This window comes from Flavobacterium glucosi (assembly GCF_048286535.1).
GTDB lineage: Bacteria > Bacteroidota > Bacteroidia > Flavobacteriales > Flavobacteriaceae > Flavobacterium.
In genome coordinates, this window is the sequence record NZ_JBLVPK010000001.1 from 104,451 (window position 1) to 119,489 (window position 15,039).

The following is a 15,039-nucleotide window of genomic DNA, read 5'->3' on the forward strand; positions in this document are numbered from 1 at the left end:
ATTATATAGATGTATGGTAGGTTTTAGTTCTGAATGAAACTTTGAAAATGATTTTTAACAGTAAAAAATACTATGGAAAATATAGATAACATTGATTTGCAAATCTTAAAGCATTTGCAGGAAAACTCGAACATCAATACTAAAGAGCTTGCCAGTAAATTATTTCTGACGGTGACACCTGTTTATGAACGTATAAAAAGACTGGAACGGGACGGCTATATTATGAAATATGTAGCCTTGTTGAATAAGAAAAAATTGAATCTTGGGATGACTGTTTTTTGTAATGTTCGGCTTAAAGAACACGCCAGAAACGTGGGTAGTAATTTTGTAAAAGATATTGTTGCCCTTCCGGAAATTATCGAATGCTATAACATTGCAGGTGATTATGACTTTATGTTGAAAATATTGGTCGAAGATATGTCAAGCTATCAGGATTTTGTAATGAATAAATTATCAACTATTGAGAATATCGGGAATACTCAAAGTGTTTTTGTGATGGGAGAAATCAAGCATAGTACTGCATTATCCATTTGATTATCTACATTTTTGATTTGTCTTTCTGTATCTTTGAAACCAAATCCTAAAAACAAATCATGAACTGGGAACAACTTTTATCATTAAGAAGACAAGGCGACAAAGGCAAAAGATTACGTGTAGAACAGGATGATACCCGTTTGGGTTTTGAAGTTGATTATGACCGTATAATTTTCTCTTCTGCTTTTAGAAGTTTGCAGGATAAAACACAGGTTATTCCGTTGTCAAAAACTGATTTTGTGCATACCAGATTGACGCATAGTTTAGAAGTTTCGGTTGTTGGTCGATCTTTAGGACGATTGGTAGGTAAGAAAATCATAGAGAAATATCCGCATTTAAAAGAAATTCACGGCTATCACATGAATGATTTTGGAGCTATCGTAGCTGCAGCATCCTTGGCGCATGATATTGGGAATCCGCCTTTTGGACATTCTGGTGAAAAAGCAATTGGAGAGTATTTTTCTATCGGAAACGGACAAAAATATAAAGATCAACTTACAGCCAAAGAGTGGCAGGATTTAATTGATTTTGAAGGGAATGCTAATGGCTTTTCGGTTCTTACTGCTAGTCGTCCCGGAATTGAAGGCGGACTTAGAATTTCGTATGCAACTCTTGGCGCTTTTATGAAATATCCAAAAGAAAGTCTGCCGAAAAAACCAACCGCAGCTATTGCCGATAAAAAATACGGTTTCTTTCAAACCGACAAAGCCTTTTTTCAAGATGTGGCTTCTGATATGGGTTTGATTCCAAATAAATCGGGAGATAATATAGGTTTCGAAAGACATCCTTTGGCCTATTTGGTCGAAGCGGCTGATGATATTTGTTATACCATTATTGATTTTGAAGACGGAATCAATTTAGGACTAGTTTCCGAAGATTTTGCATTAGAATATTTGATAAAATTGGTGAAAGACAGTATTGATACGTCTAAATACAAAACTTTAGAAACCAAAGAAGACCGAATCAGTTATTTGCGCGCTTTGGCAATCGGTAGTTTAATTAATGATGCAGTCAAAGTTTTTATCGAAAATGAAGCGTTAATTCTGGAAGGTAAATTCCCGTATGCGATAATGGATAAAAGCAAGTACAAAGCACAAATGGATGATATCATTAAAATCAGCGTTAAAAACATTTACCAAAGCCGCGAAGTCATCGAGAAAGAAATCGTTGGCTATCAAATTATACAAACTTTATTGGATAAATTCATAACCGCTTTCAATAATAAATTCAACGGAGAAGCTTCTAACTATGATTCCTTGATTTTGAAAATGTTGCCGGAGAAGCATCATTTGGAAAAAGAGAATCTATATGGTAGATTACTCCATATTTGCCATTATGTGTCACTTTTGACTGACGGAAATGCACTAGAATTGTTTGAAACTATTAATGGTAGAAAGAAGAATTAATTTTAGAAAATATATTCGATTCCAACTCCAATAGCTTGTCTTATTTGTGTCTTTGGACCTTCGGTTACTTGTATTCCTGCAATTTCTCTTTTTGATTTGATGTCGTCATCATATATTACATGTGCTCCAATATTCGCTTTTACATATTGATTTACCACAAGTTCTACCATAAAATCACAATCTACGTCTATATTCCCAAAACGATTTACATAATCAGAATATAAGCTTATGCGATTTTCTAGATTGATATTTTTGAAGATTTCTTTTTTGTATTTATTAGTTATTAAAAAACCAAGTTCCATCTTTGATCTTTCTCCTTCGGTGAGTAGATTTCCTTCCAGGTCATAGGTAGCCTTGACAACACCAAAAGCACCTTGATCTGCTAATCTTTGATCTAAAACTAAGGTTGTTTTAAATGTAAATGGCGAGATATAAAATATTCTTTTCTTTTCTTTATCTATATTTTCAGCTCCTACTCCCATAAAAATATAAGCTGGTGCAAAGGGCTTTGAAATTGCTTTTTCAGTATTTGGATAGGCGTAACCATTCGTGAATTGCGTGTTAAAGTTAAATTTAGCCGAATGATACCAGTTGGAAAGAGTGTCTTTTCTGTATCCAAATGTAGAATTTAATTGTATTGCATCTTCTGTTTTTCGTATGTCGATTCCGTCTTGTTTATTCAAGCCGTATTTAACGATTAATTCACTTGACCAATTGTAATTACGCCTGTTATAAACTCTATGAAATTGTCCTTTAAATAGCCCTGAAATCGAACTTGTTCCTCCTGCACTCCAGTTAACAAAGGCCACTTCAGATATGTCAAAGCCTAAACTGTTTTTTTTACTCCAATGAGATAATGGAAGATAATATGTTAAGGTTTGTATTTTTATTGCTACAGTCAACGGTTTCTTTGCTATAGTTAGCGCTGTTATTGGTCTAAGTGTATCAGATAACGGTGTGATTCTTACTTCTTGAGAAAAACCATTGAAAGAGATTGTGAATATAAGTAAAAGAAAGGTGTAGGTTAATAAATTCATTTTGGGCTAGTTATATTTTAAGGTTGCAAAATAATTCTTTTAATACCTTGAAAAAAGTATTTCAAGACTTTTAACGTCAATTTTGCAATATTGTTGTAATTCAGCCATAGTTCCGTGTTCAATAAACTCATCCGGAATGCCCAGATTTATTATTTTTGAAGTATAATTGTTCACTGAGGCAAACTCAAGAATAGCACTCCCAAAACCGCCTTTTACCACACCGTCTTCTATAGTAATTACAGTCGGATATTTAGTAAAAATGCCATGTAATGCCTCTTTGTCTAATGGTTTAACAAATGAAAAGTCATAATGCGCAATAGTTTCTGGATGCTTTATTTTGGCTATAGCCAAAGTGACGTTATTGCCAATAGTTCCATTGGATAAAACGGCTACTTTCGAACCATCTTTAATGCAAATACTTTTTCCAATTATTGTTTTTTGATACTTTCCATAATGTTGCGTTTGCCAATCTGCAATAATACCGCGACCTCTTGGATACCGTATTGCTATTGGATGGTTTAATCCCAATTGTGCGGTGTATAAAATATTTTGTAATTCTAGTTCGTTCAACGGAGCATAAACAATCATGTTGGGAATGCAACGTAAATAAGCCAAATCGAAAACACCGTGATGCGTAGCGCCGTCTTCTCCCACTAAACCAGCTCTATCCAAACAAAAAATCACCGGAAGATTCTGCAATGCTACATCGTGAATTACCTGATCATAACCTCTTTGTAAAAATGTAGAATAGATGTTACAAAAAACTACCATTCCTTGAGTTGCCATTCCAGCTGCTAAGGTCACTGCATGTTGCTCAGCAATCCCTACATCAAATGCCCGTTTTGGAAAGGCATCCATCATAAATTTTAAGGAACTTCCGGATGGCATTGCAGGCGTAATTCCTATGATTTTTTCATTTTTTCTGGCTAAATCCAATACGGTCAAGCCAAAAACATCCTGATATTTTGGCGGTAAATTCTCTTCTGATTTGATGTGAATTTCTCCTGTTACAGCGTCAAATTTACCGGGAGCATGATATTTCACCTGATTCTCTTCGGCTTGTTGTAATCCTTTTCCTTTGGTGGTAATGATATGAAGGAATTTAGGTCCTTTGATTTTTTGCAAACGTTTCAGTTCTTTAATTACGGCAAAAATATCATGACCGTCTATGGGACCCGAATAATCAAAATTCAAGGATTTAATCATGTTATTTTGCCTCGGATTTTTCCCTTCTTTTACGGCAGTGAGGTATTGTTTTAAAGCGCCCACACTTGGATCAATCCCGATGGCGTTATCATTTAGAATGACCAGTAAATTAGCATCCGTAACTCCGGCGTGATTTAATCCTTCAAAAGCCATTCCTGATGCGATGGAAGCATCTCCAATTACTGCAATATGGTGTTTGTTGTAATCGCCTTTCAAATTAGAGGCAATTGCCATTCCCAAAGCTGCCGAAATAGAAGTAGAGGAGTGGCCTACGCCAAAAGCATCATAAATACTCTCACTTCTTTTTGGGAAACCGGAAATACCGCCCAATTGTCTGTTAGTATGAAAATTTTCCCTTCTGCCGGTCAGTATTTTATGTCCGTAGGCTTGATGTCCTACGTCCCAAATTAATAAATCATTTGGTGTGTCAAAAACATAATGCAGGGCAATGGTCAATTCAACCACCCCAAGGCTTGCGCCGAGATGTCCTTCTTTTACAGCCACAATATCGATAATGAAATCACGTAACTCTTGAGCAACTTGAGGAAGTTGGGCTTCGTCGAGTTGGCGTAAATCGGTTGGATTGTTTATGGTTATAAGTAAATTATCTGACATAAAGCAAAGGTACGATTTGAAATTGTATTTTTGCATTCGATAAAAAAAGTTGTCCCATAAAGAATTTTAATTTTGCGAATTTGCAGTCTATTACTATGATAAATCCATTCACCGACGAATATTTTATGAAAAAGGCTTTGCAGGAAGCTGAAATGGCTTTTGAAAAAGGCGAGATTCCTGTTGGTGCTATTATTGTCATTGATAATAAAGTGATAGCAAGAGGTCATAATCTTACTGAAATGCTAGTTGATGTAACGGCTCATGCCGAAATGCAAGCTATTACTGCTGCAGCTAATTTTCTTGGCGGAAAATATTTAATTGGTTGCACGCTTTATGTCACACTGGAACCTTGCCAGATGTGCGCCGGCGCTTTGTATTGGAGTCAGATTTCGAAAATTGTTTTTGGTGCCACGGATGAAAACCGAGGTTTTGTAAAAATGGGAACGCAATTGCATCCTAAAACTACTGTTGTTTCAGGAATTATGGCAAATGAAGCTTCGGAGTTAATGAAGCGATTTTTTGTAGAGAGAAGAAAATAAAAAAGTAATCTTAATTTAGAAAAATTACAGTTTCTTAAATTCGCTAGGATTTATGTTTTTTTGTTTTTTAAAATAATTTGACAAATGGCTTTCGTCTGTAAAACCAAATTCATAAGCAATTTGTTTGATAGGCATTTGGTTGTTGAAAAACCTTTTTTCGATTAATTTAGTTCTTAGATTATTAATGTAATCTCTGTAGGTTATCGAAAAACTTCGTTTGAAATAAGTACCGAAGTAGGTATGGGAAATATTAAAATGTTTCGAAATTGATTTTATTCGAACCAGTTTCGGATTGTAGATGTTTTGATGAATGTAAGATATAATTTGGTCGTTATCAATACCAGTTCCTGTAATTTGCATATTCATGCAACGCATTGTTTCCTTTATTAATCCGAAAATTGACAAGACTTGGTAAAAAACAATTGGTGATGTGGAAGCATTCGTTTTGCTGTTGTAAGCAGAAATGTTTTCTATAGTGTTTTTTAAAATGGTTTTGCAAGGTTCATCCAGTCTTAAAACGTTTTCTTTTAGTGATTTGTCCCGCATAAAATTTTCTGGGGTATTCAACAGAAATTCATCACAAAACAGCTTTTTATTGGAATTGAAATAATTATCCGTGAATTTTATAAAGACAAAGCGCGTACTTTTTTTTATATCAAAATAGTGCTCATCGTCCGGTGAAATCACAAATAAATCTCCCGTTTTATAGGATAGTAGATTGTTGTTCAGGTGATGGACCCCATTCCCTTTTACGATATAGATGATTTCATAATACGTATGACTGTGGGTTGGTAGGTGAAATTTGTCTTCTTCAAATTCGTCAATGACTAACGTTTCAAATTGATTTAATTTTGGCATAGCGTAAAGTTACAATTTTATATTGTAAATGTACAACTTGTTTGAGTTTGTTATAAATACATTTGCCCTATGAAAAAACAATCAATTTTAAAATCCCAAATTATAAGAATAGGCAGTACTGTTGCCTTTTTATCTTATATGAGGGAATCCTAGAGTGAAAACTCCATTTCAAAAATATCTTAAAAAGCATTTTTAAAACACATATATTAATTTTTTATAAAACAAAATGAAGAAAAGTCTCATCGCGCTCTCCTTGGGCGGTTTAACTATAGGAATAACTGAATTTGTGATGATGGGTTTATTGCCGGACATCGCATCAGATTTAAAGATTTCAATACCGGTCGCCGGGCATTTAATTTCTGCGTATGCTTTAGGAGTCGTAATTGGCGCACCCTTATTGGTTATTATTGCGAGAAATTATCCTCCCAAAAAAACACTTTTGATTTTGGCCGCTATGCTTGCCTTTTTCAATGCGCTTTCGATTATTGCCCCAAATTATGGGTTTTTATTCGCTACAAGATTGCTTTCTGGATTGCCTCACGGAGCCTTTTTTGGAGTTGGAGCTGTTGTTGCCAGCAGTCTGGCAGACAAAGGAAAAGAAGCGCAGGCCATATCTATTATGTTTTCAGGATTAACAATTGCGAACCTTGCAGGAGTACCAATAGGAACCTATATTGGACATCATTATACGTGGCGCTATACGTTTATCATTATTGCAATTGTAGGGTTTCTAACTTTTGCTTCTCTTTATTTTTGGATGCCAAATTTAAAAGCAGGTCCCAAAGAAACCATTAAAAGCCAGTTGCAGTTTTTCAAGAAAACCGAGGCTTGGTTGATCATTTCAATTACTGCTTTTGGTTTTGGGGGACTATTCTGCTGGATTAGTTACATTGCTCCGCTCCTCACAGATGTTTCTAATTTTTCTGCCGAAGACGTACCTTATATTTTAATCTTGGCTGGTTTGGGAATGGTTTTTGGAAATTTTATTGGAGGAAAATTAGCGGATAGATTTTCTCCGACAAAAACGATTATAATGTTGCTTTTTATAATGACCTTGGATTTATTACTCGTGTATTTCTTTTCGTCAAACCAGTATATGACTTTGGCATTAGTATTTTCTACGGGTTGTATTTCTTTCGCGGTGGTGGCACCAATTCAAGTTCTGATGATTCAGACGGCTGTTGGGGCAGAAATGATCGCTTCGGCGGCAATCCAAGCTGCATTTAACGTAGGGAACGCTTTGGGAGCTTTCCTTGGTGGATTGCCATTGGTGTTAGGGTTTAGTTATGCCTCTCCCAATTTAGTTGGAGTTGGGATGTCGCTTGTGGGAGTTCTGATCGCTTTTATATTTCTTCAAAGAAAAAGAAGCGTCTTGAAGTTGCAAGCCGTTTAAATATTTAAATAAAGCCAATTTAGCTCAAAAAAAGACATAAAAAAACCGCCAATCTTACGAAAGGCGGTTTTTTAAAATTCAAACTTATTGTAGATATACTTTTCAAACCATTGTGGAATTGATTCAGTATGAAATTTAAATGCAGTTCCTTGATAAATTTCTGCTAATAATTCATATTTATCTCCCGAATTATCAAAAACATAGGCTCTATGAACAAGTTTAATAGCATCGGCCAAGTTATCAAGAGTTTTGAAATAACGTTTTTTTATTTTTTCCTCATCAACATCATGACCATCTTTTAAAACTCTGTTTTTTACTCGTTCAATATTTTTTTCAAAATCATCGGTACATATGAAATATAGATATGTTTTGTAACCTAAGGTATTAGCCTGAATAATTTCATCTAACTTATAACGATCGCTCATTACGGTTTCGTAGGTAAAATTTCTTTTTTCTCGGAGTAATGAATGTCTTATAAATGATGCTACAAATGCAGCTTCATAACTATTAGTAGATTTTGGTTTATTAAGAATAAAGTTGTCTTTTACAACTACATCTATTATGTACTCTTCGCTTATCGCTTTTCTAATGAGTGAAATACTCGAAGGTAATTTTTCAAAAGAATCTAATTGAGTAGGGTTGATTTTTAGATTAAATTCGGTTAAATCAATAAAACCTATTGTATTTAGTTGCTTTTCAATCAAATCAGCATTAACAAATATTCCAGAAATATATTCTTTGCTAATTGCATCATAAAGTGAACTTTTGCCAGAACCATTTGGTCCAGCATAAATGCGAACTCTATTTTGACTTGGCATAAAGAATAGTTCCTATTTTGATGTTTAAAGATTTTCTTGCAGCGATTGGTTTTACGAATACAACTTTTCCGTTGCCTTCTTCTCTATATACTTTATTCCCTTTGGTAAAAGTAAAAGATAGTCCCAAAATTCTATTTTCACGAATAGCTTTTTGGGCCGCTTTTCTACCTGCAATAATAAGACTTGAGGTTTCTTTAACACTTCTAAAAGTAATTTTTTTGTTTTGAATTTCCATAATATTAAGGCATTGAGTTACTACAAATGTATTACATTTAAGTATAACTTCGCTCTTTTGGTTTTGGTTTAGATGGAGTCACTACGGTTTTTTATTACATTATTGTTGAGGACGAGTTTGGGAATAGCTCTTGATTGCTTTGTGTCTCTCAATGGAAGATATTACTTCAATTCTCTCCCAATAACGCATAAAAAAACCGCCAATCTCACGAAAGGCGGTTTTTATTGTGAATTTATTTTAGAATCTATTCTATAATAATATTTTCTTTTTTATCGTAGAAATGATATTCTAAATACGTGTAAGCGTCACGAGGTATGATTTTCACCCACTTTTTATGTTCAAGAAACCATTTTGAACGTAATGATGGAAAACCTTTACTGAGGTATGCAGCCACAAACGGATGTACATTAAGCACAACGTCTTTGTGGGTTTTTAAAATTCTTTCTAAATCAGAAGCTATTTTATCAATGATTAGTATAGGAGCTTCAATCTCCGCATTTTCATTGTTTGGATCTTCTTCTCTAGTTTTAATATTTACTTCTGGTCGTACTCTTTGTCTCGTAATTTGAACTAACCCAAATTTACTAGGAGGTAAGATCTTGTGTTTCGCTTTATCATCGCTCATTTCTTCTTTCAAGAAATCAAATAGGACTTTACGATTTTCAGGATTTGACATATCGATAAAATCGACTACGATGATTCCGCCCATATCACGAAGACGTAATTGTCTTGCGATTTCGGCAGCTGCAATCATATTCACTTCCATGGCGGTATCTTCCTGGTTGGTGGCTTTATTAGAACGATTTCCGCTGTTTACATCGATGACGTGCAAAGCTTCAGTATGTTCGATAATAAGATATGCCCCTTTACTCATGGATACTGTTTTTCCAAAAGAAGTTTTGATTTGTCTCTCTATGTTGTATTTCTCAAAAATAGGTGTGTCTTTTGATTGATAAAATTTAACAATTGATTGTTTCGAAGGTGCAATTTCTTGCAAGTAATCCTTTGTTTGGTTGTACAACTCTTCATCATCAATTTGAATACCGCTGAAGGTATCATTAAATACATCTCTTAATATCGAAGAGGCTCTGTTGAGTTCTCCTAATACTTTTGACGGATGATGAGCAGTTGGTAATTTTTTACACATTGCAGTCCATCTGCTAAGCAGGTTCTGCAAATCTTTTTCTAATTCGGCTGTATTTTTGCCTTCGGCTACTGTGCGAACAATAACACCAAATCCTTTTGGTTTGATGGATTGTACTAATCGTTTCAAGCGTTCCTTTTCTTTTTTGTCTTCTATTTTTTGAGAAATAGAAACACGATCAGAGAATGGAACCAAAACTATAAATCTTCCGGCAAGAGAAAGCTCAGCGCTAATTCGTGGTCCTTTGGTAGATATAGGTTCTTTGACAACTTGTACTAAAACAGATTGATTGGCGCTCAAAACATCAGTTATGGTGCCATCTTTATCTATTTCTTTTTCAAACTGAAAGGTTTTTAGGGAGAAATCTTTTAATTTACCTGCGCTTACAAGTTTTATGAATTTCAGTTGGGAAGCTAAATTAGGTCCTAAATCATGATAATGTAAAAAAGCATCTTTTTCGAAGCCTACATTTACAAAAGCAGCGTTAAGTCCGGCAACTGGTTTCCTGATTTTGGCAATAAAAATATCACCAACCTGGAAGTTGCTTTTTTCTTCTTCTTTGTGTAATTCAATTAGTTTTCCATCTTTTAATAAGGCAAAATCTACGGCTTCAGAACTAGATCTAATGATTAATTCTTTATTCACACGGTAAATTTTTTATCTATTCGCCTAGGCGAACAAATGGATTAAACAATATTTTAACAGGTATTGAACCCGGGGAAAATTAGCTGGCAGTTTGCAGTTTTAAGTTCGCAGTTGACTGAATACTAAAAACTGAATACTGATTACTAACTTTCAATTTCAATGAACGTTTAAAAAGAAAAAAGTAGTTTAAAACTACTTTTTCTTTTTGTGACGGTTAGCTCTCGCTCTTTTCTTGCGTTTGTGCGTTGCTACCTTATGTCTCTTTCTTTTTTTACCACTTGGCATATCTTGTAGATTTTATGATTAATTAATATTATTATTTTGCTTCGTTATTTGTTTTCACTCCTTCTACAAAAACTTTTGCAGGTTTGAATGCAGGAATGTTGTGTGCAGGAATTTTTATTGTTGTATTCTTAGAAATATTTCTTCCTGTTTTCTCCGCTCTAGTCTTCACTATAAAACTTCCAAAACCTCTTAAATAAACATTGTCTCCAGTTTCTAATGAATTTTTTACTTCATTCATAAAGGTCTCTACAGTTGCCTGTACATCTCCTTTTTCAAGACCTAATTTTTCTGAAATTTTTGCTACGATATCTGCTTTCGTCATTTTCTTTCCTATTTATAATGTTGTACTATTTTTTTGAGTTTGCAAATATAGGAATTTAAAAAACAATTATTCAAGCTAATTCATTAAATTTTAATCACATAAACTTTTACTTTTGCTAACAAATAATTAAAACATGATTTTTTCTAACGTGCTAATACAATGGTATTTACAAAATAAGCGTGATTTGCCTTGGAGAAATACCACTAATCCGTACCCTATTTGGCTCTCTGAAATTATGTTGCAACAGACGCGTGTGGCACAAGGAATGCCTTATTTTTTATCTTTTACGACCGCTTTTCCTACTGTTTTTGATTTGGCGAAAGCCAATGAAGAGCAAGTTTTGAAACTTTGGCAGGGATTAGGATATTATTCCAGAGCTAGAAATTTACACAAAACAGCACAGCATATCGCCTTCGATTTATCGGGAATCTTCCCGGGGAATTATAATGACTTATTGAAATTAAAAGGAGTAGGGGAATATACCGCAGCGGCCATTGCATCTTTCTCCTACAATGAAGCTGTTCCCGTTGTTGATGGAAATGTGTTTCGGGTTTTATCCCGTTATTTTGATGTGGATACGGATATTGCTCAGGCTTCCGCCAAAAAAGAATTCGCAGCTTTGGCTTTCGAACTGATGCCAAATGACAACCCGGCAACTTTCAATCAAGCCATTATGGAGTTTGGCGCTTTGCAATGTGTTCCTAAAAGTCCGAATTGTGGTATTTGTGTTTTCAACGAAAGTTGCGCCGCTTTGCAAAAAAATAAAGTCGATCAGTTGCCTGTAAAATCCAAAAAACTAAAAGTTAGGAACCGATACTTTAATTATTTGGTTGTGGAAGATGAAGCGGGAAATACAATTATCCAGAAACGAACAGACAAAGGGATTTGGCACAATCTCTATGAATTCCCTTTGATCGAAACAGAAAAAGAAGAAGATTTTGATTGTGTTGCTGCTAAGGTTCACACCGGTTTTAATAACCAATATGAAATTATAAGCATGTTAGAATACAACGAAAAAAGTATCATTCATAAATTGTCACACCAACATTTGTATATTAAGTTTTGGAAAGTAAAAGTAAAAGGAACAATTGAAAACGGAATTGATGGGGAAGCTTTGAAAACTTTTCCTTTCCCAATTGTGATTCATAATTTTATTGAAAAGGATTTATAGAGTTTCTAAAAATATGTATCTTTGATAAAATACCATATTCTAAAATGAACGGAACATTAAATAAAGTTATGCTTATCGGTTTTCTTGGCGATGATATCAAAATGCATTATTTCGACGGGGGCAATTGTATCGGAAGATTTCAGTTGGCCACAAACGAAGTGTATATCAACAAAACCACCAATGAAAAAATCACTTCTACAGAGTGGCATAATTTAGTGGTACGCAATAAAGCGGCTGAACTTTGTGAAAAATACCTTTCTAAAGGAGATAAAATATATGTGGAAGGACGTATTAAGTCCCGTCAATGGCAATCAGAGGATGGTAGTACAAAACACACTACCGAAATTCAGGTAACCGAATTCACTTTTCTTACCACAAAAAAAGACAGTGAAAACAACAAACAAATTCCTGCAGTTGATGTTGCGAAAAACACTAATTTTGACTCGGAAAATAATGTCTTGCCTATTAATGACTTGCCATTTTGATTGTTTAATTAATCTTAACTAGTTTGGACCCAGAGCCCAGTTTGTTTTTTGCTTACGCTATAGATGCTAATGTTGTATTTGGCTTCACAGGAATAGTTATTTTACTGTTTTGTTCCGCTTTAATCTCAGGTGCCGAAGTAGCTTTGTTTTCGTTGTCACAAAAGGACATGGACGAAATTTCACAAGATAATAACTCTAAAGGGAAACGTATTGCTGCGCTTTTAGAAAAACCCAAAAAACTCGTGGCGACACTTCTTGTTGCCAATAATTTCATCAATATTTCCATAGTACTATTGTTTTCGTTTGTTGGTGAAACTATTTTCTCGGCAGTAACAGCGCCATTATTAAAATTTATTTTGGAAGTGCTGACCGCTACTTTTTTGATTTTATTATTCGGTCAGGTCTTGCCAAAAGTATATGCCAGCAGAAACAATATAAAATTCACCAAGCTGATTGTGTATCCAATCGCTTTTTTGGATAAATTGCTTTCGCCAATAAGTTTGCCCATGCGCGCTGCTACGATTTATTTGCACAATAAATTAGGGAAACAAAAAACAAATTTCTCCGTCGATCAATTGTCTCAAGCCTTAGAATTAACCGCTTCGGATGAAACTTCTACCGAAGAACAAAAAATTTTAGAAGGTATTGTAAGCTTTGGAAATACCGATACGAGACAAGTGATGAGTCCTCGAATTGATATTTTTGCTTTAGAAATAGACGAATCTTTTTCCGCTATTTGTCCCAAAATCATAGAAAAAGGATATTCCAGAATTCCAGTTTATCGAAACAATATAGACCAGATAGAAGGCGTTTTATTTGTCAAAGATTTGCTGCCGCATATTAACACTAATGAATTTGATTGGAAATTACTGTTGCGAGAGCCTTTCTTTGTTCCCGAAAATAAAAAATTAGACAATTTACTGAAAGATTTTCAGAGTATGAAAAGCCATCTTGCGATTGTGGTCGATGAATATGGAGGAACTTCTGGGTTGGTGTCTTTGGAAGATGTGATCGAAGAAATTGTAGGGGATATCAGTGATGAATTTGATGACGAGAATATTAATTTTTCTCAAATTGACGATAGAAATTACCTTTTTGAAGGAAAAATAAACCTCAAGGATTTCTACAGAATAATTGATGTCAATGAAGAATTATTCGAAATCAAAAAAGGAGAAGCAGAAACACTGGCTGGCTTTATTCTTGAAATTTTGGGAAATTTTCCCAAGAAAAATCAAAAAATTTCATTCGAAAACTGTCTGTTTACAGTAGAAGCAGTGGATCAAAAAAGGGTGAAGCAAATAAAAGTAACAATTGAATAAGTAAAAATGTTAAAAAAAATAATCACTTTTTCGGCAATAGTAATAATGTCTTTGTTGAGTTTTAGTTGTAAAGATGATGTCTTGCCAAAACCAGCAAGCTATTTGCGATTGGATTATCCGGAAGCCAAATATGTGAATTTTGAAAATGAATGTCCATTTACTTTTGAAATGAATTCAGATGCCATTATTAAAAAAGGTACGAATTGTGGTTTTACCATTACGTATCCTAAAATGAAAGCGACTATTTATCTTACCTATAAACCAGTCGCGAAAAACATTAATGAACTGCTGCGTGATGCGCAAAAATTGACTTATGAACACGTGATAAAAGCCGATGATATATTAGAGCAACCATATTTGAATCCCGATAAAAAAGTGTATGGTATGTTTTATCAGGTAGAAGGAAATGCGGCAACGAATTCACAGTTTTATGCTACAGACAGCACCAAACATTTTGTGACAGGCTCTGTTTATTTTTATGCAAAACCCAATTATGATTCTATCATGCCAGCTGCCAGTTATGTCAAAAATGACATGCAGCGTCTGATGGAAACCCTGAAATGGAAATAATATTTAATATATAAAAAAAAGCATTCGCCAGTAACGAATGCTTTTTTTATATAATTTGAAAGTCTGGATTACGACTTCATATTTGAAACTTTATATGTTTTACCATCTGCTGCAGCTTCGACAACGGTAGTCAATTTTTCTGGAGTTTGAACCGTTTTGTCAAAAGTTACAGTGGCTAATTTTGTGTCAAAATCTACCGTTGCTTTCTGAACGCCATCCAGTCCGGTTAAATCTTCTTGAATCGTTTTGGCACAACCTATAGCACATGTCATTCCTTCCACAGAGAAACTCGCAGTTTGAAGATTGGCAGCTGCAATTTCTTTTTTAACTTTTGGAGCTTCTGTTGTTGCAGTTTTTTTTGAAACTGTATCTGTTGATTTTTCTTTACAGCCTACAAATAAAACACTTGTAAGCACTAGTGTTACGATTGATTTTTTGAAATTCATTATGATGTAAA

16 protein-coding genes are annotated in these 15,039 nt (G+C 34.4%); 8 read left to right on the forward strand and 8 right to left on the reverse strand.

Annotated elements, in window-relative coordinates:
• Window positions 1-72 precede the first annotated feature (72 nt).
• The gene (locus tag ACNQGD_RS00630; protein ID WP_417994245.1) at window positions 73-534 is read left to right on the forward strand and encodes an Lrp/AsnC family transcriptional regulator; all 462 of its coding nucleotides are present in this window, start codon (window positions 73-75) and stop codon (window positions 532-534) included.
• A 59-nt stretch (window positions 535-593) separates the two neighbouring features.
• Window positions 594-1,940, forward strand: a complete 1,347-nt coding sequence (locus ACNQGD_RS00635; protein WP_417997967.1) for a deoxyguanosinetriphosphate triphosphohydrolase — start codon at window positions 594-596, stop codon at window positions 1,938-1,940.
• Between the two features lie 2 nt (window positions 1,941-1,942).
• On the opposite strand, the gene ACNQGD_RS00640 is transcribed toward ACNQGD_RS00635, so the two are convergent.
• Both ACNQGD_RS00640 and ACNQGD_RS00645 read right to left on the reverse strand, forming a co-directional pair.
• Window positions 1,943-2,977: a DUF3078 domain-containing protein gene (locus ACNQGD_RS00640; protein WP_417997968.1), complete on the reverse strand. Its 1,035-nt coding sequence runs from the start codon at window positions 2,975-2,977 to the stop codon at window positions 1,943-1,945.
• Window positions 2,978-3,016: 39 nt separating this feature from the next.
• A complete protein-coding gene (locus tag ACNQGD_RS00645) occupies window positions 3,017-4,798 on the reverse strand; it encodes a 1-deoxy-D-xylulose-5-phosphate synthase (RefSeq protein ID WP_417997969.1) in 1,782 nt (593 codons plus the stop codon).
• Window positions 4,799-4,893: 95 nt separating this feature from the next.
• On the opposite strand from ACNQGD_RS00645, the gene ACNQGD_RS00650 reads away from it, so the two are divergent.
• On the forward strand, window positions 4,894-5,337 hold the full coding sequence (locus tag ACNQGD_RS00650; protein WP_417995866.1) for a nucleoside deaminase: 444 nt from the start codon (window positions 4,894-4,896) through the stop codon (window positions 5,335-5,337).
• A 24-nt stretch (window positions 5,338-5,361) separates the two neighbouring features.
• Here the strand turns inward: ACNQGD_RS00650 and ACNQGD_RS00655 are convergent, their stop codons facing one another.
• On the reverse strand, window positions 5,362-6,195 hold the full coding sequence (locus tag ACNQGD_RS00655) for an AraC family transcriptional regulator (RefSeq protein ID WP_417997970.1): 834 nt from the start codon (window positions 6,193-6,195) through the stop codon (window positions 5,362-5,364).
• Window positions 6,196-6,421: 226 nt separating this feature from the next.
• Between ACNQGD_RS00655 and ACNQGD_RS00660 the strand changes: the two genes are divergently transcribed.
• Window positions 6,422-7,588 carry an MFS transporter gene (locus ACNQGD_RS00660; RefSeq protein WP_417995868.1) on the forward strand — a complete coding sequence of 389 codons (1,167 nt, stop codon included), beginning with the start codon at window positions 6,422-6,424 and terminating at the stop codon, window positions 7,586-7,588.
• Window positions 7,589-7,659: 71 nt separating this feature from the next.
• On the opposite strand, the gene ACNQGD_RS00665 is transcribed toward ACNQGD_RS00660, so the two are convergent.
• The 4 genes from ACNQGD_RS00665 to ACNQGD_RS00680 all read right to left on the reverse strand — a co-directional run bounded on the left by ACNQGD_RS00665 (window position 7,660) and on the right by ACNQGD_RS00680 (window position 11,037).
• The gene (locus ACNQGD_RS00665; protein WP_417997971.1) at window positions 7,660-8,406 is read right to left on the reverse strand and encodes an ATPase; all 747 of its coding nucleotides are present in this window, start codon (window positions 8,404-8,406) and stop codon (window positions 7,660-7,662) included.
• Window positions 8,390-8,641, reverse strand: a complete 252-nt coding sequence (locus ACNQGD_RS00670) for a hypothetical protein (RefSeq protein WP_417994237.1) — start codon at window positions 8,639-8,641, stop codon at window positions 8,390-8,392. The genes ACNQGD_RS00665 and ACNQGD_RS00670 overlap by 17 nt, the downstream gene beginning before the upstream one ends.
• A gap of 244 nt (window positions 8,642-8,885) precedes the next feature.
• Window positions 8,886-10,430 (reverse strand): Rne/Rng family ribonuclease, encoded by a 1,545-nt coding sequence (locus ACNQGD_RS00675; RefSeq protein WP_417994236.1) that lies wholly within the window; start codon window positions 10,428-10,430, stop codon window positions 8,886-8,888.
• Window positions 10,431-10,746: 316 nt separating this feature from the next.
• Window positions 10,747-11,037 (reverse strand): HU family DNA-binding protein, encoded by a 291-nt coding sequence (locus ACNQGD_RS00680; RefSeq protein WP_066080765.1) that lies wholly within the window; start codon window positions 11,035-11,037, stop codon window positions 10,747-10,749.
• 133 nt (window positions 11,038-11,170) lie between these two features.
• On the opposite strand from ACNQGD_RS00680, the gene mutY reads away from it, so the two are divergent.
• From mutY to gldD, 4 genes are read left to right on the forward strand one after another with little or no spacing between them, the layout of a single operon-like run.
• Entirely contained in the window at window positions 11,171-12,208 is a 1,038-nt protein-coding gene (mutY, locus tag ACNQGD_RS00685) for an A/G-specific adenine glycosylase (protein ID WP_417997972.1), read from the forward strand.
• A 44-nt stretch (window positions 12,209-12,252) separates the two neighbouring features.
• Window positions 12,253-12,693 (forward strand): single-stranded DNA-binding protein, encoded by a 441-nt coding sequence (locus tag ACNQGD_RS00690; RefSeq protein ID WP_417994234.1) that lies wholly within the window; start codon window positions 12,253-12,255, stop codon window positions 12,691-12,693.
• 23 nt (window positions 12,694-12,716) lie between these two features.
• Complete coding sequence (locus ACNQGD_RS00695; protein ID WP_417997973.1) at window positions 12,717-14,012, forward strand: gliding motility-associated protein GldE; 1,296 nt, start codon at window positions 12,717-12,719, stop codon at window positions 14,010-14,012.
• A 6-nt stretch (window positions 14,013-14,018) separates the two neighbouring features.
• Entirely contained in the window at window positions 14,019-14,582 is a 564-nt protein-coding gene (gene gldD / locus ACNQGD_RS00700; RefSeq protein ID WP_417997974.1) for a gliding motility lipoprotein GldD, read from the forward strand.
• Window positions 14,583-14,650: 68 nt separating this feature from the next.
• On the opposite strand, the gene ACNQGD_RS00705 is transcribed toward gldD, so the two are convergent.
• Entirely contained in the window at window positions 14,651-15,028 is a 378-nt protein-coding gene (locus tag ACNQGD_RS00705; protein ID WP_417997975.1) for a heavy-metal-associated domain-containing protein, read from the reverse strand.
• Window positions 15,029-15,039 lie beyond the last annotated feature (11 nt).

What these genes read in the sequence shown, in the direction of transcription:
- ACNQGD_RS00630 (WP_417994245.1), top strand. Translation starts at nt 73, where the DNA reads ATGGAAAATATAGATAACATTGATTTGCAAATCTTAAAGCATTTGCAG.
- ACNQGD_RS00635 (WP_417997967.1), top strand. Translation starts at nt 594, where the DNA reads ATGAACTGGGAACAACTTTTATCATTAAGAAGACAAGGCGACAAAGGC.
- ACNQGD_RS00640 (WP_417997968.1), bottom strand. Translation starts at nt 2,977, where the DNA reads ATGAATTTATTAACCTACACCTTTCTTTTACTTATATTCACAATCTCT.
- ACNQGD_RS00645 (WP_417997969.1), bottom strand. Translation starts at nt 4,798, where the DNA reads ATGTCAGATAATTTACTTATAACCATAAACAATCCAACCGATTTACGC.
- ACNQGD_RS00650 (WP_417995866.1), top strand. Translation starts at nt 4,894, where the DNA reads ATGATAAATCCATTCACCGACGAATATTTTATGAAAAAGGCTTTGCAG.
- ACNQGD_RS00655 (WP_417997970.1), bottom strand. Translation starts at nt 6,195, where the DNA reads ATGCCAAAATTAAATCAATTTGAAACGTTAGTCATTGACGAATTTGAA.
- ACNQGD_RS00660 (WP_417995868.1), top strand. Translation starts at nt 6,422, where the DNA reads ATGAAGAAAAGTCTCATCGCGCTCTCCTTGGGCGGTTTAACTATAGGA.
- ACNQGD_RS00665 (WP_417997971.1), bottom strand. Translation starts at nt 8,406, where the DNA reads ATGCCAAGTCAAAATAGAGTTCGCATTTATGCTGGACCAAATGGTTCT.
- ACNQGD_RS00670 (WP_417994237.1), bottom strand. Translation starts at nt 8,641, where the DNA reads ATGGAAATTCAAAACAAAAAAATTACTTTTAGAAGTGTTAAAGAAACC.
- ACNQGD_RS00680 (WP_066080765.1), bottom strand. Translation starts at nt 11,037, where the DNA reads ATGACGAAAGCAGATATCGTAGCAAAAATTTCAGAAAAATTAGGTCTT.
- mutY (WP_417997972.1), top strand. Translation starts at nt 11,171, where the DNA reads ATGATTTTTTCTAACGTGCTAATACAATGGTATTTACAAAATAAGCGT.
- ACNQGD_RS00690 (WP_417994234.1), top strand. Translation starts at nt 12,253, where the DNA reads ATGAACGGAACATTAAATAAAGTTATGCTTATCGGTTTTCTTGGCGAT.
- gldD (WP_417997974.1), top strand. Translation starts at nt 14,019, where the DNA reads ATGTTAAAAAAAATAATCACTTTTTCGGCAATAGTAATAATGTCTTTG.
- ACNQGD_RS00705 (WP_417997975.1), bottom strand. Translation starts at nt 15,028, where the DNA reads ATGAATTTCAAAAAATCAATCGTAACACTAGTGCTTACAAGTGTTTTA.